The organism is Rhodococcus sp. JG-3, assembly GCF_000482405.1.
GTDB classification, from domain to species: domain Bacteria; phylum Actinomycetota; class Actinomycetes; order Mycobacteriales; family Mycobacteriaceae; genus Rhodococcoides; species Rhodococcoides fascians.
Genome location: NZ_KI519398.1, coordinates 2,134,280 through 2,153,210 on the forward strand (window position 1 = coordinate 2,134,280; position 18,931 = coordinate 2,153,210).

General features: G+C 64.0%; 17 protein-coding genes and 1 tRNA gene. 12 read left to right on the forward strand and 6 right to left on the reverse strand.

Annotated elements, in window-relative coordinates:
• The first annotated feature begins 1 nt into the window (after position 1).
• Positions 2–916: a MazG family protein gene (locus K414_RS0111605; protein WP_027496105.1), complete on the forward strand. Its 915-nt coding sequence runs from the start codon at positions 2–4 to the stop codon at positions 914–916.
• On the opposite strand, the gene K414_RS0111610 is transcribed toward K414_RS0111605, so the two are convergent.
• Positions 905–2,884, reverse strand: a complete 1,980-nt coding sequence (locus K414_RS0111610) for a heavy metal translocating P-type ATPase (protein ID WP_081701696.1) — start codon at positions 2,882–2,884, stop codon at positions 905–907. The genes K414_RS0111605 and K414_RS0111610 overlap by 12 nt on opposite strands.
• A gap of 89 nt (positions 2,885–2,973) precedes the next feature.
• On the opposite strand from K414_RS0111610, the gene K414_RS0111615 reads away from it, so the two are divergent.
• Entirely contained in the window at positions 2,974–3,342 is a 369-nt protein-coding gene (locus K414_RS0111615; RefSeq protein WP_027496107.1) for a metalloregulator ArsR/SmtB family transcription factor, read from the forward strand.
• 114 nt (positions 3,343–3,456) lie between these two features.
• Here K414_RS0111615 and K414_RS0111620 read toward each other — a convergent pair whose 3' ends face one another.
• The 4 genes from K414_RS0111620 to efeU form a co-directional block, all read right to left on the reverse strand.
• Positions 3,457–4,098: a dihydrofolate reductase family protein gene (locus K414_RS0111620; RefSeq protein WP_027496108.1), complete on the reverse strand. Its 642-nt coding sequence runs from the start codon at positions 4,096–4,098 to the stop codon at positions 3,457–3,459.
• 96 nt (positions 4,099–4,194) lie between these two features.
• Positions 4,195–5,445 carry an iron uptake transporter deferrochelatase/peroxidase subunit gene (gene efeB / locus K414_RS0111625; protein WP_027496109.1) on the reverse strand — a complete coding sequence of 417 codons (1,251 nt, stop codon included), beginning with the start codon at positions 5,443–5,445 and terminating at the stop codon, positions 4,195–4,197.
• On the reverse strand, positions 5,426–6,565 hold the full coding sequence (gene efeO / locus K414_RS0111630; protein ID WP_027496110.1) for an iron uptake system protein EfeO: 1,140 nt from the start codon (positions 6,563–6,565) through the stop codon (positions 5,426–5,428). Before efeO ends, efeB begins: the two co-directional genes overlap by 20 nt.
• Positions 6,566–6,579: 14 nt before the next feature.
• Positions 6,580–7,461 carry an iron uptake transporter permease EfeU gene (efeU, locus tag K414_RS0111635; protein WP_027496111.1) on the reverse strand — a complete coding sequence of 294 codons (882 nt, stop codon included), beginning with the start codon at positions 7,459–7,461 and terminating at the stop codon, positions 6,580–6,582.
• Positions 7,462–7,638: 177 nt separating this feature from the next.
• On the opposite strand from efeU, the gene K414_RS0111640 reads away from it, so the two are divergent.
• The 7 genes from K414_RS0111640 to K414_RS0111670 all read left to right on the forward strand — a co-directional run bounded on the left by K414_RS0111640 (position 7,639) and on the right by K414_RS0111670 (position 13,626).
• Positions 7,639–8,361: a lytic murein transglycosylase gene (locus K414_RS0111640; RefSeq protein WP_152530404.1), complete on the forward strand. Its 723-nt coding sequence runs from the start codon at positions 7,639–7,641 to the stop codon at positions 8,359–8,361.
• Positions 8,362–8,449: 88 nt separating this feature from the next.
• Positions 8,450–9,736, forward strand: coding sequence for a phosphopyruvate hydratase (eno, locus tag K414_RS0111645; protein ID WP_027496113.1), 1,287 nt, complete (start codon positions 8,450–8,452; stop codon positions 9,734–9,736).
• A gap of 259 nt (positions 9,737–9,995) precedes the next feature.
• Positions 9,996–10,484: a septum formation initiator family protein gene (locus tag K414_RS0111650; protein WP_027496114.1), complete on the forward strand. Its 489-nt coding sequence runs from the start codon at positions 9,996–9,998 to the stop codon at positions 10,482–10,484.
• On the forward strand, positions 10,481–11,011 hold the full coding sequence (locus K414_RS0111655) for a DUF501 domain-containing protein (protein WP_027496115.1): 531 nt from the start codon (positions 10,481–10,483) through the stop codon (positions 11,009–11,011). Before K414_RS0111650 ends, K414_RS0111655 begins: the two co-directional genes overlap by 4 nt.
• Positions 11,008–11,952, forward strand: a complete 945-nt coding sequence (locus tag K414_RS0111660) for a Ppx/GppA phosphatase family protein (protein ID WP_027496116.1) — start codon at positions 11,008–11,010, stop codon at positions 11,950–11,952. Before K414_RS0111655 ends, K414_RS0111660 begins: the two co-directional genes overlap by 4 nt.
• A 116-nt stretch (positions 11,953–12,068) precedes the next feature.
• Positions 12,069–13,505, forward strand: a complete 1,437-nt coding sequence (locus K414_RS0111665) for a TIGR00366 family protein (RefSeq protein WP_027496117.1) — start codon at positions 12,069–12,071, stop codon at positions 13,503–13,505.
• 44 nt (positions 13,506–13,549) lie between these two features.
• A tRNA-Leu gene (locus K414_RS0111670) sits at positions 13,550–13,626 on the forward strand.
• Between the two features lie 143 nt (positions 13,627–13,769).
• Here K414_RS0111670 and K414_RS0111675 read toward each other — a convergent pair.
• Positions 13,770–15,197, reverse strand: coding sequence for a short-chain fatty acyl-CoA regulator family protein (locus tag K414_RS0111675; RefSeq protein ID WP_027496118.1), 1,428 nt, complete (start codon positions 15,195–15,197; stop codon positions 13,770–13,772).
• Positions 15,198–15,377: 180 nt separating this feature from the next.
• Between K414_RS0111675 and prpD the strand changes: the two genes are divergently transcribed.
• From prpD to K414_RS0111690, 3 genes are read left to right on the forward strand one after another with little or no spacing between them, the layout of a single operon-like run.
• On the forward strand, positions 15,378–16,880 hold the full coding sequence (gene prpD, locus K414_RS0111680; protein WP_027496119.1) for a 2-methylcitrate dehydratase PrpD: 1,503 nt from the start codon (positions 15,378–15,380) through the stop codon (positions 16,878–16,880).
• Positions 16,880–17,794 (forward strand): methylisocitrate lyase, encoded by a 915-nt coding sequence (gene prpB / locus K414_RS0111685; protein ID WP_027496120.1) that lies wholly within the window; start codon positions 16,880–16,882, stop codon positions 17,792–17,794. Before prpD ends, prpB begins: the two co-directional genes overlap by 1 nt.
• Positions 17,791–18,903, forward strand: a complete 1,113-nt coding sequence (locus K414_RS0111690; protein WP_027496121.1) for a bifunctional 2-methylcitrate synthase/citrate synthase — start codon at positions 17,791–17,793, stop codon at positions 18,901–18,903. The genes prpB and K414_RS0111690 overlap by 4 nt, the downstream gene beginning before the upstream one ends.
• The last annotated feature ends 28 nt before the right edge of the window (positions 18,904–18,931 follow it).

Here is an 18,931-nt window from a genome sequence, read left to right on the forward strand (position 1 = left end):
GGTGACGATCGTTCTGCTCGACCCTGTTCGTCCTACTCAGGTACCGGTGGACGCCGTCGAATTTCTCGGTGGCGCAGTGCAGTTCACCGAAGAGGTTCCGGTGAAGGTGCGCTGGTTGTTCTCCGGCACCGCCGCGCCCGACGACGTCGATGCCGTATTGGTGAGCACCGACCGGACCAATCCCGATGTACAGAACCGGATCGCCCGCGGCGAACGCGTCGTCGCGGCCGAGAAGCTTCCAGGCGACGACGTCATCGCGGCGGTCCAGCTGATGGACCGTTTGCGTAGCGTCGGCGGCTGGGAAGCTCAGCAGACGCACGAGTCGCTGCGCGGCTATCTTCTGGAAGAAACCTACGAGCTGCTCGACGCCATCGCCGCCGGCAACTTGGTCGACCTCCGTGAAGAGCTGGGAGACCTGTTGTTACAGGTGCTCTTTCACTCCCGGATCGCTCAGGACGCCGCCGAGGACCCCTTCGACGTCGATGACGTTGCCGCAGGTCTGGTGCGAAAGCTGACACACCGCAGCCCGCATCTGAGCCGAACCGACACCGGACCGATCGACATCGTCGAGCAGGAGCGGATGTGGGAAGAGAAGAAGGCGTCGGAAAAAGCCAGGGGCTCCTGTCTGGACGGTATCGCGATGTCTCAGCCGTCACTTGCATTGGCGCAGAAGGTAATCGGACGCGCCAGCAAAGCAGGATTGCCCGACGAGCTCGTTCCGGACGGTCTACGGGTCGTCCACATCGGCGTCGACCATTCGAACGGCGGGGACAGTGCCGAGGACGCATTACGGCGTCGAGTACTCGATTTCGCGGCGTTGATCCGTAATGCCGAGGCATCGGCCCGCAATGCGGGCGTCACGCCGGGAGAGATGAGTGCGTTGGATTGGATCGAACACTGGGGTCTACGGGGCTGACCGGGACGCTTTCTGCTTCCAGGCACGCGAGGACAGCAATCGCATCCCGTTCAAAGCGACGATGACCGTGGAGCTTTCGTGACCGGCCACGCCGATCGGTAGCGGAAGGGTACCGATCAGATCCCAGGCGACCAACACTACGATGAACGTCGCCGCAATCGCCAGGTTCGCGACCACGATGCGGTGAGCCCGCCGCGAAAGCGCGATGACGGACGCCAGGGCCCCGAGGTCGTCGCGGATCAGGACGGCATCGGCGGTGTCGAGCGCGAGATCGGATCCTCGACGTCCCATGGCGACACCGATGTCGGCCGTGGCCATCGCCGGTGCGTCGTTGACGCCGTCGCCGACCAACAACACTCGCCGCGGGGTCTCGCCGTCGGTACGTTCGTTCTGCAGTTGTGTGACGGCCTCGGCCTTGTCTTGGGGCAGCAGTCCCGCGCGTACGTCGACAATTCCGGCGCGCGCTGCCACTGCTCGAGCGACGCGGTCGTTGTCGCCGGTGAGGAGCACCGGTCGGGTGCCGACCAGACGTTCGAGACCTGCGACCGTGGTGTCGGCTTCGGCGCGAACGATGTCGACGAGTCCGATCACCGCGATCGCTTCTCCGTCGAGGTGCACGATCACCGCCGTCATGCCCTCGGCTTCTCGACGGGCGGCGGTGCGCTCGGCCGGGGCGTTCGTGTTGTGCTGTGCGGCTTCGGGTTTCGTGACCGTGACGATGCGGCCGTCGACCGTTGCCGTGACTCCCATGCCGGGTGTCGAATCGAAGTGCGTTGCGGTCGGTATCGACACACCTCTAGCCTTCGCGAATTCGACGACGGCAGTCCCGATGCGATGCTCACTCCCGTTCTCCGCTGCAGCTGCCAGGCGGAGTACCTCGTGCTCGGTGAACTCACCCAGCGCGTCGATGCGTTCGACTCGCGGTGTTCCCTCGGTCAGGGTTCCCGTCTTGTCGAAGGCGACCGTGTCGATGGAGCGCAGCTGTTCCATCGCCACGGCAGACTTGACCAGTACGCCGTTTCTGCCCGCGGTGGCCATCGCTGCGAGTAGGGGCGGCATGGTCGCCAGGACCACCGCGCACGGCGAGGCGACGATCATGAACGTCATCGCCCGCAGCAACGACGATTCGAGGTCGTTGCCGAGCAGCATCGGCACCGCGAATATCGCTGCGGTGCAGAGCACGACGGTCTTCGAGTAGTACTGCTCGACTTTCTCGATGAACAGTTGCTTCTCGGCCTTGGTCTCGGACGCATGCTCGACCATGGTGACGATGCGCGCGATGATCGTGTCGGACGGGTCGACGTCGATCCTGATCCGTAGGGCGCCGGTGCCGTTGATGGTTCCGGCGAACACCTCGTCGCCCACGGATTTCGAGACGGGCACCGATTCCCCCGTGATCGAGGCCTGATCGATGTCGGATGCGCCGTCGACGATGGTGCCTTCACCCGAAATGCGTTCGCCGGGGCGCACTGTCACGATGTCGCCCGGGCGCAGGTCGGATGCATCGACTGTTCGTTCGTGGCCGGGGGCGTCGAGCACGGTCGCGGTCTCGGGTGCCAAATCCAGCAAGCTCCGGATCGAATCGGCGGTGCGTCTGGTGAGCACCGCTTCGAGGGCACCGGACGTGGCGAAGATGACGATCAGCAGTGCGCCGTCGAAGATCTGCCCGATCGCGGCGGCACCGAGTGCGGCGACGATCATCAGCAGGTCGACGTCGAGCGTTCGATCCCGCAGCGCCCGGAGTCCTTCCAGCGCAGGCTCCCACCCACCGGTGGCGTAGCAGGCGAGGTAGAGCGCCCAGTACGTCCATGTCGGCGCGTCGATCAACTGCGCGAGAAGTCCGAGGGCGAACAGTGCCGTCGCGGCCAGCGCCCATCTCACTTCGGCGATGTCGACGAGACGGGTGCGGCTTGCGCCGGCTGGATGTCGCACGTCGGCCGGTGCAGGGGCGGTGCTGGTGGAAGTCATGCGGGCCTTCGTTCCGTCGGACAGTGCGAACATCACCGTACAGGATTACATGAAGACCTTTACATGTGTACATAAACTATAGTTGTCGCATGGGACATGGAGTCGAGGGACGCAGTACGCCACCTGCGCAGCTCGATGCCGAATCTGCCGCCACGGTGGCCGCGACCCTCCAGGCTCTGGCCACGCCGAGCCGACTGCGCATTCTGACGCAGCTACGGCAGGGGCCGAGCGGGGTCAACGATTTGGCCGACGCAGTGGAAATGGAGCAGTCGGCGGTATCTCATCAGCTCCGTTTGTTACGTGCCATGGGGCTGGTCACCGGTACACGCTCGGGCCGAAGCGTCATCTATCGCCTGTACGACAACCACGTCGCGATGCTGCTCGACGAGGCCGTCTACCACATCGAGCACCTCGGAATGTCGGCATCGGATTTCCCCTCCGACGCAGACTCCGCCTGAGTTGTTCTCACTCGCCCCAATACTCGCGCTGGAGGTATTCCTCGTCCCTCGGGTCGGGATCAATGTGGGTTTCAGTCGGTCAGAGTGCAACAAAGGCGCATTGATCCGGCCCGGCTACCTACGCCAGAACAGGTGATGAGTCATACCGCTGCTACTCGGGACAACTTCGTGCTCGAATCTGTCGTTCAATTCGTCGGGTGAATCCCACAGCTTCAGGCCCGAGCCGAATTCGATGGGTGTGACGGCGATGTGCATGGTGTCGACCAGATCGGCGTCGAGGAATTCGCGGATACTCGTGACGCCACCGCCGAGTCGCACGTCCTTCCCGTCGGCCGCCTCCTTCGCCTGTTTCAGTACGTCGGCGGGCTCGCCGTCGACGAAGTGAAAAGTGGTGTCGGAGAGTGTGATCGACGGCCGTTCGTGGTGGGTGAGCACGAAGACGGGCGTGTGGAACGGCGGCTCGTCACCCCACCAGCCCTGCCACTCGTGATCGGCCCAGGGTCCGCGTTGTGGCCCGAACTTGTGTCGGCCCATGATCTCGGCACCGATGTTGCGGGCGAAGTCGCGGGCGAAGTAGTCGTCGAGTCCGCGGCTACCGCTCGAACCGGCGTTTCCAGGAAAACTGGCGGTGGCGAAGTACCACCTCATCAGTGCCAGATGGTCGAGACCGAACGGGCTCTCGAGGCTCTGGTCCTCGCCCGCAGCAATCCCGTCGCTCGAGACGGTGAAATTCTGTACCCGAACCAGCTGACCCATATGTGCTCCCGATGTCGATGACGAAAACATACGACGGTGTAGACCGAACCGCGTGCACGAACTCACCGCCCGGACGGGGTGGGGCCGGCGATTGAATCACTCGAACAGCGTCGAACCCCAGTACTCGGATTCTCCGACGCCGGGTGGGCAGGCAAATACCGCAGACCCGACGTGTTGGATGTATTCGTTCAGTGCGTCCTTGCGAGACAGGGCCAACTGCATCGGGACGAATTGGGTCAGGGGATCGCGGCAGTAGGCGATGAAGAACAGTCCGGCGTCGAGGTGTCCGAAGCCGTCCGATCCGTCGGTGAAGTTGTATCCCCGACGGAGGATCTGGACACCGCCGAGGTTTTCCTTCGACGCCAGACGCACGTGTGCGGTCTTGTCGATGAAGGTGCCTTCCGGTCCCTGTGACTCGAAATCGAGTGCGTCGAATTCGTCCTTCTGGCCGAGCGGCGCGCCGGTTCCCTTGCTGCGTCCGATCACTCGCTCTTGTTCCTTGAGCGTGGTTCGGTCCCACGATTCGATGAGCATGCGGATGCGGCGGGCCACGAGGTAGGAGCCACCTGCCATCCATTCCTGGTCGTCATCGGAAGCAACCCACACGTTCTCGTCGAGCAACGACGGGTCCTCGGCCTTGAGGTTGGCGGTCCCGTCCTTGAAGCCGAACAGGTTTCGCGGGGTGTCCTGGGTGGTCGAGGTGGACGAGGTGCGCCCGAAGCCCAGCTGAGACCACTTGACCGACACGGTGCCGAACCCGACGCGGGCGAGGTTGCGAATGGCGTGCACGGCAACCTGCGGGTCGTCGGCGCAGGCCTGGATGCACAGGTCTCCGCCGGAGCGGCGGGGGTCGAGGTTGTCGGCCGGGAAGTGCTGCAGATCGGCAAGCGACGCAGGCTTTTTCGACGCCAGATCGAATCGGTCGAACAGCGTCGGACCGAACCCGATCGTCAGCGTCAGCGACGATGCCGTCAGGCCGAGAGCCTCGCCGGTGTCCGTGGGCGGGTTGTACTGGCCGCCGTCGACAGCTCCACCGTCGAACGTCTCCTCGCCATGCACCAACCGCTCGGCCATCAGCGTCCACTTCTTCAGCAGCGCAACGAACTCGTCGCGGGAGTCGGTGGTGACGTCGAACGCAACGAAGTGCATGCGGTCCTGTGCCGGGGTGACGATGCCGGCCTGGTGGTCACCGCGAAATTCGACGACGTCCGACGTCGGCACCTCGGCTCCCGAGGCCGTCGCGTGTCCCGCGATGGCCCCGACTCCGACGAGTGCAGCCCCGGTCCCGACAGCACCGAACAGTCGCCGCCGGGAGAACTGTCCAGTCTTATTGTCCGGCAACGACACCCTGCACCTGGCTCACTTCGGCGGACAGTGCGTCGATCTTGTTCGACAGTTCCTGTCGCTGCGGTTCGGTCACGGTGTCGTAGAAGACGAAGCCGTCGCCGCTGCGGTACTTGGCGAGTTCGGCGTCGAGTTCTGCGAAGCGGGCGTCGATCGCGGTGCCCAGTTCGGCGTTGCGCTCGTCGAGGATCGGACGCACGGCCGCGATGGCTGCCTGCGAGCCGTCGACGTTGGCCTGGAAGTCCCACAGGTCGGTGTGCGAGAAGAAGTCCTCTTCACCGCTGATCTTGGTCTTGGCGACCTCGTCGAGCAATCCCTGTGCGCCACCGGCGACCTGGATGGGGTCGATGGTGAAGTCGTCGGCCTTGATCTTGTCTGCGAGTTCGGTGATGTCGGCCTCGAGCTGATCGGCCATCGCGTTGGTGTCGGGCTGCAGTCCCTGCGTCCACAGGTCCTTCTCGATGCGGTGGAAGCCGGTCCACTCCGCGCCGGGCTCGACGTCGGGCTCGCGCAGGTCGATGCGCGGATCGAGATCGTCCGGGAAGCTCTCGGCGACCGGCTCGATGCGCTCGTAATAGCTACGCGCGATGGGGAACTGGGCCTTGGCGGCGGCCACGTCGCCGCTCTTGACCGCGGTGACGAACGACGTCGTGGTCTCTTGCAACGCGTCGATCTGACTGACGACGTAGCGCTTGTAGCCCGCAGCCGCCTCGGTGAGCAAGCCGTCCTCGTCCGTCTGGCGAACCGAATCGCCGGTCACGACGAAATCGGCGCGGACGCCGTCGCCCACCATGCCTGCCTTGCAGGCGGTTTGGTACGTGCCGGGGTCGGGCAGAGCGACGATGAGCTGACGCGTCAGACCCGGTCCGATGTTCTCGACCTCGCCCATGACGCGGTCGCCCTCGCCGTAGACGTAGAACTCGGTGACCTTGCTGCCGTTGTTGGTGATCTGGAACGTGGAGTTTCCGGTGGTGCCCTCGGTTGCACCGACGTCGCAGGACGAGTCGGTGGCCGTGACGGCGATATCGCCCGATGCGGCCTCGGTCGAGGACTTCTCGGTGCATCCGGCCAGGGCCATCGGTAGAACCGCGACCGCGGCCAGAGCGTAGGTGGTACGACGCATGGTGGTGGTGCCTTTCAGGAGTTCTGAAGTACAGGCTCGGGAGCCGCGGGAACGCGGACCGGGCGGAGGAAGAGGAACAACACGACGACGATGTACAGCACCCACGCGATCGATTGGAAGACAGTGGGTTCGGGGCGGAAGTTGAAGATGCCGGCGAGCACGGTGCCGTACCAGCTCGAGGCATCGAAGTGTGCGGTGATGTCGAAGGCGACAGCGCTGCCACCGGGTAGGACTCCGCCGATCTGCAGGGCGCGGATGCCGTAGGCCAGGATTCCGGCGGCGACCACGATGAGGAAGATGCCGGTGTACTTGAAGAACACGGCAAAGTTGATGCGCACCGCGCCGAAGTACAGGAACACCGTCAGTACTGCGGCGACGACGATGCCCAGTAGAAGTCCGAGCAGTGGCCACAGGCTGCCGTTGGTGTTCTCGGCGTACCCGACCATGAGCAGTGCCGTCTCGACGCCCTCACGGCCGACGGCGAAGAACGAGAGCGTCAGCACTGCCGCAGGCCCGACGGTGAGTGCTTTCTCCATGTTCGCCCGCAGCTCGCCGGAGATGTTCTTGGCGGCGGTGCGCATCCACAGGACCATGGCCGTGACGATGACGACGGCGACCAGCGAGGCCGCTCCCGCGATGATCTCGGCCGTCAGCCCGGTGACGGTGGACGTGCCGTAGTGGATCACGAAGAAGATCGCCGCCACCATCGCGACGGCCAGGCCGACTCCCAGCCACACCCACTTGAGGGCGTCGCGGCGGTTCGCCTTGACGAGGAAGGCCACGAGAATCATCACCACGATGCCGGTCTCGAGACCCTCGCGAAGACCGATCAGACCGCTGCCGAACATCTGGGTAGCGATCGACGGCGCAGATCCTGCGGCAGCCAGTACGGACACGGAAGGTGCTCCTGTTGTGCGTCGAACATTGGTACGCCTTGCCTCGCGAAGGGTAGGCGACCCTCATGCGTGAAGGTTGACAGAAACATACACCCTGCAACCTGGTCCTTATGCACGTTGTACTGGGGTTTTATCGGCCTTTAGCTTTCTATTACCTTACGTGTGCAGGATGGTGAGGTGATCTCACGAATCTGCGTGCTCGCCACCGCATCGGTACTCCTTGCGCTCACCGCATGTGGCAGCAGCGAGCCGAAGCGCGAGATTCCCGAGGGCATTCCGCCCGGCCCAGGCACGGAGGTGCCGATCATCGACTTCAATGCGCCCGGCCGAACGGCCGATCTGCTCATTGCCTGGGCAGAGCCGCAGACCGATGCGCTCGGTATCTCGGTGACCGCACTCGCGTCGTACGGGCACGCTGCCGCGATCATGGCCGAGACCGACGCGGACTGCGGCATCGCCTGGACGACACTGGCCGGGATCGGGTACATCGAGAGTCGGCACGGCACCTACCAGGGATCTTCCGTGCAACCCGACGGACTCGCCGCACCCCCGATTCGCGGAATCCCACTCGACGGCGGCCCGGGCGTCGCCGAGATCCCGGACACCGACGGCGGATCGATGGACGGCGATGCCGAGTTCGATCGTGCGATGGGACCCATGCAGTTCATCCCCGAGACGTGGAAGAAATGGGGAGTCGACGCCAACGGCGACGGCATCGCAGATCCGGACAACATCGACGACGCCGCTCTGACGGCTGCGCGTTATCTCTGCGCGCGAGGCGGTGATCTGCGGACGGCGCAGGGGTGGGAGAGCGCGTTGATGGCGTACAACCTCTCGGGCCAGTATCTGCGTGACGTGCGAGATCGAGCGGCCGCGTACTCGGTAGGCACCAGGCCGTAGAAACTCCGTGCATCGCGGGCACCATGCAACAGCGGCTAGTCTTGCACCCGGCACAGTCCGCCGGTCCCCGTTACTAGGAGAAGCATTCGTGGCCATCATTGAGCAGGTCGGAGCTCGCGAGATCCTCGATTCCCGTGGCAACCCCACGGTTGAGGTCGAGGTCGCATTGGACGACGGGACGTTGACCCGTGCAGCCGTTCCCTCCGGCGCATCCACCGGTGAGCACGAGGCCGTCGAGCTTCGTGACGGCGGAGACCGCTACGGCGGCAAGGGCGTCGAGAAGGCCGTCAACGCGGTGCTCGACGAGATTGCACCCGCCGTCATCGGCCTCGACGCCATCGAGCAGCGCACCGTCGACCAGGCCCTCCTGGACCTCGACGGCACTCCCGACAAGTCCCGCCTCGGCGCGAACTCCCTACTGGGTGTCTCGCTCGCCGTCGCCAAGGCTGCTGCGGAGTCCACCGGACTCGAGCTCTTCCGCTACCTCGGTGGCCCGAACGCCCACATCCTGCCGGTGCCGATGATGAACATCATCAACGGTGGCGCGCACGCAGACAGCGGCGTCGACGTGCAGGAATTCATGATCGCGCCGATCGGTGCGGCCACGTTCAAGGAGTCGCTGCGCTGGGGTGCCGAGGTCTACCACGCACTCAAGGCAGTGCTCAAGGCCAAGGGCCTGTCCACCGGCCTCGGCGACGAGGGCGGCTTCGCTCCCGATCTCGCCGGCACCAAGGCAGCTCTCGACCTGATCCTCGAGGCCATCGGCAAGACCGGTCTCAAGCCCGGCCAGGATGTCGCGCTCGCCCTCGACGTGGCGGCCACCGAGTTCTACACCGCGGGCACCGGCTACGCCTTCGAGCGTGAGACCAAGTCCGCCGAGCAGATGTCGGCCTTCTACGGCGAGCTCGTCGACGCTTACCCGCTGGTCTCCATCGAGGATCCGCTCGACGAGAACGACTGGGACGGCTGGGTCGCACTCACCGAATCGATCGGCGACAAGGTTCAGCTCGTCGGCGACGACCTGTTCGTCACCAACCCCGAGCGTCTCGAAGACGGCATCGTCAAGGGTGCGGCCAACGCACTGCTGGTCAAGGTCAACCAGATCGGCACGCTGACCGAGACCCTCGATGCAGTGGATCTGGCCCACCGCAACGGCTACAAGACGATGATGAGCCACCGTTCCGGCGAAACCGAGGACACCACCATCGCTGACCTGGCAGTTGCCGTCGGCAGCGGGCAGATCAAGACCGGTGCCCCCGCCCGAAGCGAGCGCGTCGCCAAGTACAACCAGTTGCTGCGAATCGAAGAAGCTCTGGGTGACGCGGCGCGTTACGCAGGCGAGCTGGCTTTCCCCCGGTTCAATTACGAGGGCTGAGTCAATCGATACGTATGCACGAAGTGGAGAGTGAATGATGGCGCGACGCGGGAGGTCCGGGACCAGTCCAGGTGGACGGGACCCCCGACCCCGCGGCCGTCCGTCCTCTCCGAATCGCTCGAAGCCGACCGGGGGTGCGTCTCGCGACGAGACCGCCTCCGGTCGGCCGGCCACTCCACCGGAGCCGTCGGATCAGGCGCGTGACGCCGTGGTGGGTGGCAGAGCTGCTCCCAGACGTGTCGGTGTTCGTAGGCCCAAGATGCCCGAGCGCACCTTCTTCGGGCTGTCCACCGGACGCGCAGTCATTCTCGGTGTCGTGGTGTGCGCGTTGGCGCTGACGCTGGCCGTGCCGCTCAGGACCTACTTCTCGCAGCGCGGTGAGCTCGAGTCCGTGTTGGCCGAGCGTCAGACCCTGCAGGACGAGGTCGACGCGCTCGAGACCCAGAAATCTCAGCTCAACGAACCGTCCCGCATCGCCGCCGATGCTCGCGAGCGGCTGCGGTTCGTCATGCCGGGGGAGACGCCGTATCAGGTGCAGCTCCCCGGTGACTACTCGCCGAGCTCCAAGGATCTCGAGGTGGACAACACCCCGACCGGGCCGTGGTACACCGACCTGTGGAACACCGCGGTGCAGCCGCAGGGATCGGACGAACCGTCGGAGCCCACATCCGCGCCCATGCCCGTCGTACAGCCAGAACCCGCTCCGGCCCCGCCGGTGCCAGAACCAGAAGGGGGACCCGTCGGGTGAATTCCTCGGCAGTCTCGCAGGAAGATCTCGATGCGGTCGCATCGCAGCTCGGACGTGAACCGCGTGGCGTACTCGAAATCGCGTATCGATCTCCGGACGGCAGGCCGGGTGTGGTGAAAACTGCCCCGAAGTTGCCCGACGGCACTCCGTTTCCCACTCTGTACTACTTGACCGACCCGCGATTGACGGCGGAAGCCAGTCGGCAGGAATCGGCCGGAGTCATGCGTGAGATGACCGAACGCCTGGGCACAGACGCGGAATTGGCTGCCGCCTATTTGCGTGCACACGAATCGTACCTGGCTGAGCGCAACGAGATCGAATCTCTCGGAACGGATTTCACCGGCGGTGGTATGCCCGACCGCGTCAAGTGCCTGCATGTGTTGATCGCGCATTCGTTGGCCAAGGGGCCAGGAGTCAATCCGCTCGGCGACGAGTCGGTGGCATTGGCAGCCGAGAACTCGTTGCGCGGCAAAGCTATTCCGGCCGATTGGCCGACCATCGAAGAACTACGTGCGGAGAAATCATGACCAGGGTTGCAGCAATCGATTGCGGCACCAACTCCATCCGCCTGCTCGTCGCAGACAACAACGGTAAGACGCTCGCCGACGTCGCTCGTGAGATGCGGGTCGTGCGCTTGGGGCAAGGCGTCGACGCGGCCGGAGCCTTCGTGCCCGAGGCTATCGAGCGGACCCGTGTTGCATTGGTGGAGTACGCGGAGATCATCCGTAAGACCGGGGCCACCGCGGTGCGCATGGTCGCCACCTCCGCCACCCGTGATGCGTCGAATCGGGAGGACTTCTTCTCGATGGTGCGTGAGGTACTGGGCAAGGTCATTCCCGGTGCCGAGGCCGAGGTGATCACCGGAGACGAAGAAGCGCGGCTGTCTTTCGCCGGAGCGGTCGGTGAACTCGATTCTGCCGCAGGACCTTTCCTGGTCGTCGATCTGGGTGGCGGTTCTACCGAACTCGTACTGGGCGACGCCAAAGGCGTGAAAGCGGCGTTCTCGGCGAACATCGGCTGCGTGCGTCTGACCGAACGATTCCTGCATTCGGACCCTCCCACCGCAGACGAGATCAACGGTGCGCGAGAGTACGCCCGCGAGAAGTTGGCGGAGGCATTCGAGGAAGTCTCGATCGGCGACGCGTCGAGCTGGGTGGGTGTGGCCGGCACAATGACGACCATCGCGGCCATCGCCAAGGAACTACCCGAGTACGACGCCGACGCAGTGCACTTGTCCCGTGTGCCCTTCGATCAGCTCTTCGAGGTGTGCGAGGACCTGATCGGTATGACCCACACGCAGCGAAGTGCATTGGGGCCCATGCACCCCGGACGGGTCGACGTCATCGGCGGCGGAGCGATCGTGTGCAGCGTGCTGGCCGAAGAGTTCGAGCGACGCGGGGCTGTCAGCTCGTTGACGGTCAGTGAGCACGACATCCTCGACGGCATCGCGATGTCGATCAAGATCTGATCTGCAATTCTGCAGACCCGGTCTGCGGCGATGTAGGTTGCATCGCTTCGTGTTTCGGTGAAGCCTGATAGGGGCTGTGGCTCGCGTCACTGCTCCCGACGAGGCTAGGACCACCGATGACGACACCCGCCCAGCAGGCCCCGGCCGAGAAAGGTCTGGCGCGCGTAGCGCAAGCACTCGCCAAGGGAACCGAGAAGTGGTTCCCCGACGCGTACATCTTCGCCCTCGTCGGCGTGGTGGTCGTGGCTGTTGCCGCCTTCGCCAACGGGTCGTCTCCGCAGAATGTGGTCGACGCATTCGGAAACGGTTTCTGGGACCTGACGGCCTTCACGCTGCAGATGGCGATGGTCGTGCTCACCGGCTACGTGGTGGCAACCTCTCCACCGGTCGCCAGATTGATCACCCGATTGGCGCAGGTGCCCAAGAGTTCCAGTAGCGCAGTCAGTTTCGTGGCGCTGCTGTCCTGCTCGGTGTCCTTCCTCAACTGGGGCCTGAGCCTGGTGTTCGCCGGTCTACTGGCCCGAGCCATCGCGCGTCGTGACGATCTGCGCACCGACTATCGGGCCTTGGGTGCTGCCGCGTTCATGGGGCTCGGCGCGGTCTGGGCGCTCGGCATGTCGTCCTCTGCTGCTCAGCTGCAGGCGACGGCGAGTTCGCTTCCGGCGACACTGCTTTCGGTCACCGGTGTGCTGGACTTCGGTAAGACCATCTTCACGTGGCAGTCGTTGCTGATGTGCGTCATCATCATCGTGTTGACGGTCGTCATCGCACACGTGTCTGCCCCGAAGGGTGCCGCGATCAAGACTGCCGCCGACATGGAGGTCGATCTGGACGACACCGTCGCGGAGCCGGCACCGCGCACCAGGCCGGGGGAGTGGCTCGAGTACAGCCGCATCCTTCCGCTCTTCGCCGGCGCGATGACGCTGGGATGGCTTGTCTCCCAGCTGTTGACGCTGCCGGTACTGTCGGTGGTCAGCAGTCTCAACGGCTATCTCTTGGTGTTCCTGATGCTCGGTCTCGTGCTGCACGGCACCCCGCGGCGCTTCCTCGATTCGGTCAGCAAGGCGGTCCCCGCCACTGCAGGGATCCTCGTGCAGTTCCCGCTGTACGCCGCGATGGCCGCCATGCTGACCAAAGCGGAGGGCAGGGGAGGCGTCACAATCTCCGAACACCTCGCGAATTTCTTCACCGACATCGGTAGCGGCGGCGGATTCGCCGTGGTCATCGCGGTCTATACCGTCGTACTCGGGCTCTTCGTTCCGTCCGGCGGTGGCAAGTGGCTCGTCGAAGCGCCGTACGTGATGCAATCTGCGACTGACGTGCAGATGAACCTCGGCTGGACCGTCCAGATCTACAACGTCGCAGAGGCGCTACCGAACCTGATCAACCCGTTCTTCATGCTGCCCTTGCTGGCGGTGCTCGGTCTGCGAGCGCGCGATCTGATCGGATTCACGTTCCTGCAGTTCATCTTCCACTTCCCGGTGGTCCTGCTGCTCGTGTGGCTCCTCGGCATGACCTTCGACTTCGTGCCGCCGGTCATCCCGGCGCAATAGCAGCCCGATATGATCGTCACCGCCGGAGCGCGACTCCAGCGGTGGCCCCTATAGCCCAATTGGCAGAGGCAGCGGACTTAAAATTCGCACAGTGTCGGTTCGAGTCCGACTGGGGGCACCAGTGCCGCCGAACTCGAAGTTAGGGATGGATTTCGGGCGGATTTCGTCCCTAACGTCGAGTTCGACTGAGTTGAGTTGCAATACTGGTCGAGACGTTTTTCGCCGGGCTGTCGGCTGTCGATCTCGGATCGTCCGGCATCCTGGTCACGTGTATGGGTAGGGCAGGTCGGTGTCGACGTCCTCGTCGACGAGTAGCTGGCGTCCGAGTTGTGGGAACGCACGTTGGGAGCACGAGGTGCGTTCGCACACTTTGCATCCGGGACCGATGGGAATCGATGCGTCGGGGGAGTGCAGCGGTAGGTTGTCGGCGTAGACCAGTTTGTGAGCATAGGCGATGTCACATCCGAGGCCGATCGCGAAACTTTTCCGTGGTGATCGGTATCCGAGTCCGCCACTGTCGGTGGCGCGCGCAATCCACAGATAGGAGCGGTCGTCGGGCATGGTGGCGATCTGTGTGAGAATTCGCCCCGATGCCGCGAATGCGTCGTGCACAACCCACAGTGGACAGCTTCCACCGACACGTGAGAAGTGGAATGCACTGGCGGACTGACGTTTCGAGATGTTTCCGGCTCGGTCGGTGCGGATGAAGAAGAACGGAACGCCCTTCGCCCCTGGTCGCTGCAGCGTGGACAATCGGTGACACACGGTTTCGAAGCCGACCTCGAAGGTCAGCGACAGCAGATCGATGTCGTATCGCAGCGACTCCGCAGCGGCGAGGAACCGTCCGTAGGGCAACAGCAGGGCTCCGGCGAAATAGTTGGCCAGCCCGACGCGGGCCAGCTCTCGGGCCTGAGTGCTCAGGTTCGTATCGGCATCGACGATCGTGTCGATTGTCGTCGACTGCGAGAGAAATGCCAGCTGGGTTGCGATCTGGTAGGCGCGTTGCCCGGCGGTCAGTCGACGCGCGAGCAGGAGAGTCCCGCCGGTGTCGTCGAAGATTCGTTTGGGGCCGAGTGCGCCGGGATCGTCGTCGCCGATAGTCACCGTGATGCCGTGGTCCGCTTCGATGACCCGTGCGAGTTGTAGATCGAGCGCCCCGATACTGAGCCCACTTCGCTCGAAGAGTTCCTCGGCCGCAGTGTCCAATTCGGGGATGTGGTTTCGGCGGTCGTAGAAGAAGTCTCGGACTTCCTCGTAGGGCATCGGGGCATGGCCGCTCGTCGGCGCATCGGGTTTGGGGCCGTCGAGTCCGACCGTGAGCCGATCCACCTGATCGGTCGCTGCATGGAGCTTGCGGTGCAGCGACACGAGGGTGCGCCCGATGTCCGGCATGCGCGCGACCAATTCCTGGATGTCGGACATCGACACCTCGCCTCGGTCGGAGGTTTCGGTGAGTACATCGTGCAGGTCGGCGACGAGGCGAGCGTCGGTGTCGGTGGCGAAGAACGAGGGGTCGAGCTCGAACATTGTGTTGAGCTTGAGCAGTACCTGGACGGTCAGAGGTCGTTGGTCGTTCTCGAGTTGGTTGAGGTAACTCGGCGAGAGCTCGAGTGTCTTCGCCAGCGCGGACTGCGTCAGCTGTCGTTCCTCGCGTAGGCGACGCAGCCGCCCGCCTGCGTAGATCTTCTGCATCTTTGTCGCTGCCTCCTTCGGGTGTCGACACTGTAGCCGAACTGGACTTCGCAACATTTGCCGATTTGCAGGAATTGCCTCGCAGAAATAGGCATTTGCGATGTCTTCCGCAGGTCCGGACTCGTGCGTAGCTTGTGAATGAAGCGTAGTAAGCCCTTTCATCGGCACGGAGGATTTTCTGTGAAGACCCATCTCGTACGCACCCGTACATCCGCCGAGGACTTTCCCCAGTCCGAGCACCTGGCTTGGAAGGTCGCCGAGGTCGCCACCGACGCAGTGGAGGTACCCGAAGCGACGGCCGAGATGATCGTCAACCGGATCATCGACAATGCCTCGGTGGCTGCGGCCTCGCTGGTGCGCCGTCCAGTGACGAGTGCTCGCACACAGGCGCAGGCGCACCCGTACAGCCCCGGTGCCACTGTGTTCGGAATCGGTGGAAAGTACTCACCCGAGTGGTCCGCGTGGGCCAATGGGGTAGCGGTGCGAGAACTGGACTTTCACGACACGTTCCTCGCCGCCGAGTACTCCCACCCGGGGGACAACATTCCGCCGATCCTCGCAGTCGCCCAGCACGCCGGGCGCTCGGGGCGCGATCTGATCCGCGGTCTGGCCACCGGGTACGAGATTCAGATCGACCTCGTTCACGCAATCTCGTTACACGAGCACAAGATCGACCACGTTGCCCATCTCGGGCCCTCTGCTGCCGCCGGTATCGGCACCCTGCTCGGCCTCGACACCGAGACCATCTACGAGGCAGTGGGGCAAGCGCTGCACACCACGACGGCCACTCGTCAGTCCCGCAAGGGGTCGATCTCGAGTTGGAAGGCCTACGCCCCCGCACTCGCCGGGAAGGTCGCCGTCGAAGCCGTCGATCGAGCACTGCGCGGCGAGGGTGCCCCGTCGCCGATCTGGGAGGGTGAGGACGGGGTCATCGCGTGGCTCCTCGGGGGGCCGGACGCCGAATACCATGTGCCCCTTCCCAGCCCGGGTGAAGCCAAGCATGCAATCCTCGACAGCTATACCAAGGAACACTCCGCCGAGTACCAGAGCCAGGCTCCGATCGACCTCGCCCGACGAATGCGGGAAAAGATCTCCGATCTCGAACAGATCGAGACGATCGTGTTGCACACCAGTCACCACACGCATTACGTCATCGGCACCGGATCGAACGATCCCCAGAAGTTCGATCCCACCGCCTCCCGGGAAACCCTCGATCACTCGGTGATGTACATCTTCGCGGTCGCGCTCGAGGACGGAATCTGGCATCACGAGCACTCCTACGCCCCCGAACGCGCGCAGAGGCCGAACACGGTCGCGTTGTGGAACAAGATCTCGACCGCAGAAGACCCAGAGTGGACGCGCCGATACCACTCGGTCGATCCGGACGAGAAAGCGTTCGGTGCACGCGCGGAGATCACGCTGAAAGACGGCACGGTCATCGTCGACGAACTCGCGGTCGCCGACGCGCACCCCCTCGGTGCCCGCCCGTTCGCCCGCGAGCAGTACATCGCGAAGTTCCGTTCGTTGGCCGACGGCGTGGTCGCCCCCGCGGAACAGGATCGCTTCCTCTCCGCTGCCGAGCGGGCTCCCTTGCTTGCTGCGGGTGAGCTCGATCAGCTGACCTTCACGGTCGCCGACGATGTCCTCGCGAGGGCTCCGAAGACCCCGAAGGGCATCTTCTGATGCCGGGCCTCATCGCGGCCTCGACCTCGGCGACGGACAAGCGTATTGCGCTGCGCGCCGCGCTTGCGTCGTCGTCGATCACACGGCTTCCCGGCGCTATCAACCCGCTGACCGCGAAGTTGATTCAGGAGATCGGCTTCGAAGGGGTGTATGTCTCCGGTGGCGCATTCTCTGCCGGGCTCGGTCTGCCCGACATCGGACTCACCACGTTGACCGAGGTCATTGCCCACAGTGCGCAGATCGCGGCGGTCACCGACTTGCCGGTACTGATCGACGCCGACACCGGATTCGGTGAGCCGATGTCCGCGGCACGCACGGTGCTGGCGGCCGAGGATGCGGGGATCGCCGGGCTGCACCTCGAAGACCAGATCAACCCGAAACGCTGCGGGCACCTCGACGGTAAAGCGATCGTCCCGACAGAGGAGATGGTGCGACGCCTCCGTGCAGCCGTCACCGCGCGCCGAGATCCGAACTTCGTCATCTGCGCCCGCACCGATGCAGCGGGTATCGACGGAATCGACGCCGCGATCGAACGAGCCAGATCTTATGCCGATGCTGGAGCAGACCTGATCTTCACCGAGGCGCTCGCCGAGGAAGCCGACTTCGTGAAGTTCCCTGCTGCAGTGGACATCCCACTGCTGGCGAACATGACCGAGTTCGGCAAGTCCGAGCTGATCTCCGCGCAGAGACTCGAGGACATCGGCTACAACGCCGTCTTGTACCCGGTCACCACGTTGCGACTGGCCATGGGTGCCATCGAAACCGGACTGCGTGAAATCCACGACCGCGGAACGCAAAAGGGACTCCTCGACCGGATGCAGACCCGCTCACGTCTGTACGAACTGCTCGAGTACGACAAGTACAACGAATTCGATACCGGAATATTCAATTTCACGTTAGGGACGAAGTCATGACCGAAGCCATCTACAAGGGGCTGGCCGGTGTCGTGGTCGACACCACCGCTATTTCCAAGGTCGTCCCCGAGACGAACTCGCTGACCTACCGCGGATACGCCGTGCAGGATCTCGCCGCGCACTGCAGCTTCGAGCAGGTCGCGTATTTGCTGTGGCACGGTGAGCTCCCGTCCCCGCAGCAACTCGAACTGTTCGTTCAGCGCGAGCGAGCCCAACGGCGAGCAGACCGCTCGTTGCTCTCGCTCGTGACGAAAATGCCCGACAATTGTCATCCGATGGATGTCGTGCGCACCGCGATCAGCTATCTCGGTGCCGAAGACCCTGCCGAGGAGGACAATTCGGTGTCGGCGAACCTGGCCAAGGCGCTGCGCATGACGGCAGTGTTGCCGACCATCGTCGCCGCCGACCATCGCCGCCGACACGGCCTCGATCCCATCGCCCCTCATTCGCATCTTGGATTCGCGGAGAACTTCCTCTACATGTGCTTCGGCTCCGTTCCCGAACCGGAAATCGTCACGGCCTTCGAGGCTTCCCTGATCCTGTACGCCGAGCACAGCTTCAACGCCTCCACCTTTGCTGCCCGCGTGGTCACCTCGACACTGTCGGATATCTACAGCGCCGTCACCGCCGCCATCGGAGCGCTGAAGGGTCCGTTGCACGGCGGTGCCAACGAAGCTGTCATGCGAGACATGCTCGAGATCGACGACCCCGAACGGGCCGCGCAGTGGCTGCAGAACAAACTCGCAGCCAAGGACAAGGTCATGGGGTTCGGTCACCGTGTCTACAAGAACGGCGACTCACGCGTGCCGACGATGAACGCAGCATTCCGTGACGTCGCCGCGGTGACCGGCGGAGACAAGTGGGTGCGTATGTACGACATCCTCGAGAAAACCATGCACGATGCCACCGGCATCAAGCCCAACCTCGATTTTCCTACCGGGCCGACGTACTACCTGATGGGCTTCGACATCGACGTGTTCACACCGATTTTCGTCATGAGTCGCATCACCGGTTGGACGGCTCACATCATCGAGCAAGGTGCGTCGAATGCGCTGATCCGACCACTGAGCCAGTACTCGGGAGTGCCGCAACGCGCTGTCGTCGCCTGACGCCGGCCAATCCGTTGGTCCGATTCCC

Bases quoted from the DNA above. Each gene is read 5' to 3' on its own strand.
- K414_RS0111610 (WP_081701696.1), bottom strand. From the start codon at position 2,884: ATGACTTCCACCAGCACCGCCCCTGCACCGGCCGACGTGCGACATCCA.
- K414_RS0111615 (WP_027496107.1), top strand. From the start codon at position 2,974: ATGGGACATGGAGTCGAGGGACGCAGTACGCCACCTGCGCAGCTCGAT.
- K414_RS0111620 (WP_027496108.1), bottom strand. From the start codon at position 4,098: ATGGGTCAGCTGGTTCGGGTACAGAATTTCACCGTCTCGAGCGACGGG.
- efeO (WP_027496110.1), bottom strand. From the start codon at position 6,565: ATGCGTCGTACCACCTACGCTCTGGCCGCGGTCGCGGTTCTACCGATG.
- K414_RS0111650 (WP_027496114.1), top strand. From the start codon at position 9,996: ATGCCCGAGCGCACCTTCTTCGGGCTGTCCACCGGACGCGCAGTCATT.
- K414_RS0111660 (WP_027496116.1), top strand. From the start codon at position 11,008: ATGACCAGGGTTGCAGCAATCGATTGCGGCACCAACTCCATCCGCCTG.
- K414_RS0111665 (WP_027496117.1), top strand. From the start codon at position 12,069: ATGACGACACCCGCCCAGCAGGCCCCGGCCGAGAAAGGTCTGGCGCGC.
- K414_RS0111675 (WP_027496118.1), bottom strand. From the start codon at position 15,197: ATGCAGAAGATCTACGCAGGCGGGCGGCTGCGTCGCCTACGCGAGGAA.
- prpB (WP_027496120.1), top strand. From the start codon at position 16,880: ATGCCGGGCCTCATCGCGGCCTCGACCTCGGCGACGGACAAGCGTATT.
- K414_RS0111690 (WP_027496121.1), top strand. From the start codon at position 17,791: ATGACCGAAGCCATCTACAAGGGGCTGGCCGGTGTCGTGGTCGACACC.